This window comes from Halomonas sp. (genome assembly GCF_041689495.1).
Lineage (GTDB): Bacteria > Pseudomonadota > Gammaproteobacteria > Pseudomonadales > Halomonadaceae > Halomonas.
The window spans coordinates 1-4,434 of sequence record NZ_JBDNGD010000435.1; the positions used below are offsets into that span (position 1 = coordinate 1).

At 63.5% G+C, this 4,434-nt stretch carries 4 protein-coding genes; 1 reads left to right on the forward strand and 3 read right to left on the reverse strand.

Annotated elements, in window-relative coordinates; genetic code table 11:
• The first annotated feature begins 147 nt into the window (after window positions 1–147).
• Window positions 148–1,020: an SDR family oxidoreductase gene (locus ACESMD_RS13535; RefSeq protein ID WP_372614013.1), complete on the forward strand. Its 873-nt coding sequence runs from the start codon at window positions 148–150 to the stop codon at window positions 1,018–1,020.
• A gap of 6 nt (window positions 1,021–1,026) precedes the next feature.
• On the opposite strand, the gene ACESMD_RS13540 is transcribed toward ACESMD_RS13535, so the two are convergent.
• The 3 genes from ACESMD_RS13540 to ACESMD_RS13550 all read right to left on the reverse strand — a co-directional run bounded on the left by ACESMD_RS13540 (window position 1,027) and on the right by ACESMD_RS13550 (window position 4,308).
• Window positions 1,027–1,530, reverse strand: coding sequence for an acyloxyacyl hydrolase (locus ACESMD_RS13540; protein ID WP_372614015.1), 504 nt, complete (start codon window positions 1,528–1,530; stop codon window positions 1,027–1,029).
• A gap of 197 nt (window positions 1,531–1,727) precedes the next feature.
• Window positions 1,728–2,117 carry a RidA family protein gene (locus ACESMD_RS13545; protein WP_372614017.1) on the reverse strand — a complete coding sequence of 130 codons (390 nt, stop codon included), beginning with the start codon at window positions 2,115–2,117 and terminating at the stop codon, window positions 1,728–1,730.
• A gap of 55 nt (window positions 2,118–2,172) precedes the next feature.
• Window positions 2,173–4,308, reverse strand: coding sequence for a bifunctional (p)ppGpp synthetase/guanosine-3',5'-bis(diphosphate) 3'-pyrophosphohydrolase (locus ACESMD_RS13550; RefSeq protein ID WP_372614019.1), 2,136 nt, complete (start codon window positions 4,306–4,308; stop codon window positions 2,173–2,175).
• Window positions 4,309–4,434 lie beyond the last annotated feature (126 nt).

A 4,434-nucleotide genomic window follows, 5' to 3' on the forward strand; every position in this document is an offset into this window, starting at 1 on the left:
GCCAGGGTTACGATGTAACGAAGTTCTGTTAGAGTCATGGAGCGCCGTAAGGCATCCTCTCGTGACGGGGTGACGCCTCGAAGGATGCGGAGATTACAGGGACAGATCAATGCCAATGGGGACTTTGTATCAGGGAGCAGGGGAAAGGTGAAGATGACGACACTCATTCTGGGCTGTGGTGATATCGGGACGATCCTGGGAAAACACCTTCAGGAAGCGGGTCACCGGGTGATCGGTGTGCGTCGAAACGCCGCTGCCCTGGCAGATACCGGACTCGAGGCCGTCTCCCTTGATCTCGGCGATCCCGCACGTCTGGCGGACCTTCCCGATGTCGAGGTGCTGGTCTATGTGGTCAGTGCGGACCACTTCGACGAGGCGGCCTACCGTGCGGCCTACCCGGATGGCCTCAAGGCGGTACTGAGCGAGTTTGCCGGCCGGGAAAGGCCGCCGCAGAGGGTCTTCTTCGTCTCGTCCACCAGTGTCTATCCCCAGCAAGAGGGGGAATGGGTCAACGAGACGAGTCCGACGGCACCCTCCGGCTTCTCGGGTCAGTTGATGCGCGAGGCAGAGCAGGCGCTGATCGATCATCAACTGCCGGGAACGGTGGTGCGTTTCTCGGGGATCTATGGCCCCGGCCGCGACCGCTTGATCCGTCAGGTGGGCGAGGGACGCATCGCTCCTTTCAGTCCGGCCATGCATACCAACCGGATCCATCGCGATGATTGTGCCGGGGTACTGGCCCACCTGATCGACCTTGCCCTGGCCGAGAAGCCCCTGAATGACCTCTACCTGGCCAGTGACTGTGAGCCGGCGCCGCTGCACGAGGTGATGAGTTGGCTGGCGACACAGCTCAAGGTCGAGGCCACCGAGACCATCCAGTCGCCCCTGCGCCGTCGCGCCAGCAAGCGCTGTGACAACACCCGGCTGCTCGAGAGTGGCTATGCCTTCCGCTACCCCAGTTATCGGGAAGGCTATGCGCAGGTGCTCAAGGCGGGTGGCTTCCTGCCCCAGCGGGAGTGAGGGAGATTACAGCGAGACCCGATAACCCAGCATCAGCGTTTCAAACCCGTCATTCGGTCGCCTGATCCCGGCGTTGGAGTAGTGGATCAGGGCCAGGGAGATCTCGCCATCGGCCCAGGGCAGGCCCAGGGCCAGGCGATCCTCGAACTGGAAACTCGTCGAGAGTTCCCGGGCGTCCAGACGGGTATCGATGAAAAGTGCCCCGCCGATTCCCGCCTCGAGGAAGACCTCTCGCTCACCCATGAAGGTGTAGCGCACGGCTGGGGTAACCAGCCAGGCGGCGTTGGCGCCTTTCTTTTCGCTTGACAGCATCAACAGGCCGGTGGCCAGGCGCAGGTCGAGGCGGGGATGCAGGCCCTCCAGGGGAATGAGATGATCTATCTGGATCTGGAGTGCCGCCGTGGATTCGCTGGTGGCACCCGCGGCCAGCGACCAGTCGGCCAGTGTCGGGCTGCTGCCCAGAAGGGTTGCCGTGGCAATGGCGGCGATGGCGGTATTATGGCGGGACATTCCCTTTTCCCCTTGCGGTCTCTTGTCGTGTCAGGCGCTTCGTGAGCGTGCCAGGGCAGTGTAACGGGCGCCTGACGTGTCATTGACGGAGTTGATCAAAGCTAACTGATTATAGGACCAATCCAGGTTCACGCCAGGCAAAGTCGGTGGTATCGAAGGTTTTCGGACGTCGCACCAGTGCCAGGAAGAGCCGCATCTCAGTCGCCGATGACCATGATCGCCTCTGCCTCCACCTGAGCGCCCTTGGGCAGCGCCTTGACCCCCACGGCGGCGCGGGCCGGGAAGGGCGGGGTCAGGAACTCTTCCATCACCTGGTTGACGATGGCGAAGTTGCCCAGCTCCACCAGGTAGAGGTTGATCTTGACGATCTCGCCCAGGGAGCCGGCGGCTTCCTCGCAGACGGCCTTGAGGTTGGTGAAGACCTGGCGCGCCTGGGCCTCGAAATCGTCCGAGACCAGTTCCATGGTGGCCGGGTCCAGGGGGATCTGGCCGGAAAGATAGACGGTATTGCCGGCCTTGATGGCCTGGGAATAGGGGCCGATGGCGGCAGGTGCCTTGTCGGTGTTGATCGCGGCCTTGTTGCTCATGGACGTTCTCCGGGTTGTCATGGGTGTGTTAAATCGCGTGAGCCTGGGGTCAGGGTCATTTGCCGATGCGTGAGATCCTGCCGATATGGGGCAGGTTGCGCAGGCGCTTGATCAAGCGTGCCAGGTGAACCCGGTTGCGCACGGCCAGGGTCAGGTCGACCGTGGACAGTCGAGCGTCACGCTCCTCGATGCTGATGTGTTCGATGTTGGCCTCGGCATCGGTGACCAGGCTGGCGAGTTCGGCCACCAGGCCCCGGCGACTCTCGGCCTCCAGGCGCAGGGCAGCGGGGAACTCCTCGTCGATGTCCTCTGCCCACTCCAGAGTGAAAAGCGTGTCAGGGTCATTCCTGAAGTCGCTGATGTTGCGGCATTCCACCCGGTGCACCACGATGCCCCGGCCCGCCGAGAGGTGACCGATGATGGGGTCGCCGGGGAGCGGATGACAGCAGCGGGCAAAGGTGATCACCATGCCCTCGGCGCCATGGATGACGATGGGCCCCTGGGGCAGGGACTGGCGTTGCAGGCTCCCCGGTTCGTTGCCATGCGCGATGTCCACCAGTCGCCTGGCCACCATATTGCCCACCCGGTTGCCGAGTCCGATGGACTCGAGCAAGGCATCCTGGGTTTTCAAATCGAGTTCCGCAAGCAGGGCCGTGACGACGTCCTCGTGCAGCTCCTCCAGGCTGGTCTCGAAGCCGGCCAGCGCCTTGTTGACCAGACGCCGGCCGAGATGGACGGCCTCGGTGTGCTGCTGGTGCTTCAGTGCATGGCGGATCGCCGAGCGCGCCTTGGCGGTTATCGCGAAGTTGAGCCAGGCCAGGTTGGGCCGCGCACCGGGGGCAGTGATGATCTCCAGGGTCTGACCGCTCTCCAGGCGGCTGGAAAGCGGTGCCAGGTGGCGATCGATGCGACAGGCGATGCAGCTGTTGCCGATGTCGGTGTGCACGCTGTAGGCGAAGTCGATCACCGTGGCGCCCTGGGGCAGCTCCATGATGTCGCCCTTGGGTGTGAAGACATAGATATCGTCGGGGAAGAGGTCGTTCTTGACGTGCTCGATGAATTCCAGCGAGTCTCCGGCATGGCGCTGCATCTCCAGCAGGCCCTTGACCCAGGCCCGAGCCCGGGCATGGCTGCCCTCGGCGATGGGGTGCTCGGTCTGGCCGGCCTTGTAGAGCCAGTGGGCCGCGATGCCGTTGTTGGCCATGGCCTCCATCTCGCGGGTGCGGATCTGCACCTCGACGGGCATGCCGCCGCTGCCGAACAGAGTAGTGTGCAGGCTCTGGTAGCCGTTGGCCTTGGGGATGGCGATATAGTCCTTGAAGCGACCCGGCACCGGCTTGTAGAGGTTATGCACCACGCCGAGGATACGGTAGCAACTGTCGATGTCCTCGGTGATGATGCGAAAGCCGAAGACGTCCATGATCTCGGCGAAGGACTTCTGGTGATCGCGCATTTTCTTGTAGATCGACAGCAGGTGTTTCTGGCGACCGATCACCGTGCCGGGAAGGGCCTCGTCGTCGAGGCTGGTCTGCAGGGCATTCTGGATCTGGCGGATCGCCGATCGGCGGTTGCCGCGGGCACTGGAGACCGCGCGCTTGATGCGTTCGGCACGCATCGGGTGCAGGGCCTGGAAGGAGAGGTCCTCGAGTTCCACGCGAATGGTATTGATGCCCAGTCGACTGGCGATGCGGGCATAGATTTCCAGGGTCTCGCGGGCGATGCGGCGCTTCTTCTCGGGGCGCAGGGCACCCAGGGTGCGCATGTTGTGCAGGCGGTCGGCGAGCTTGACGATGATCACCCGGATGTCCCGGGACATCGCCAGCACCATCTTCTGGAAATTCTCGGCCTGGGCGACCGCCTTGTCCTCGAAGGTGATCTGGGTCAGCTTCGAGACGCCGTCGACCAGCTCCGCGACGGGCTTGCCGAATTGAACGGCGATGGCGGCCTTGCCGATCCCGGTATCCTCGATGACATCATGCAGCATGGCGGCCATCAGGCTCTGATGGTCCATGTGCATGTTGGCGAGAATGTTCGCCACTGCCAGTGGGTGGGTCACATAGGGTTCACCGGAGCGCCGGCGCTGACCGTCGTGGGCCTGTTCGGCGTAGTAGAAGGCACGCTTGACCTGCTTGATCTCGTCCTGGGGAAGGTAGCCGCCGAGTCGGTCGGCCAGGTCATCGATGGTGAACATGCAGCGTGCCCTGAATCCAGCATGGGTATCCCCGGAGGGGAGGGGACCTCATGCCATCGTTGGCGATCACTCCTCCATGGCGAGGCCGGGCTCGGGTTCGCGCCGGGGGCGCACCAGGACCTCGAC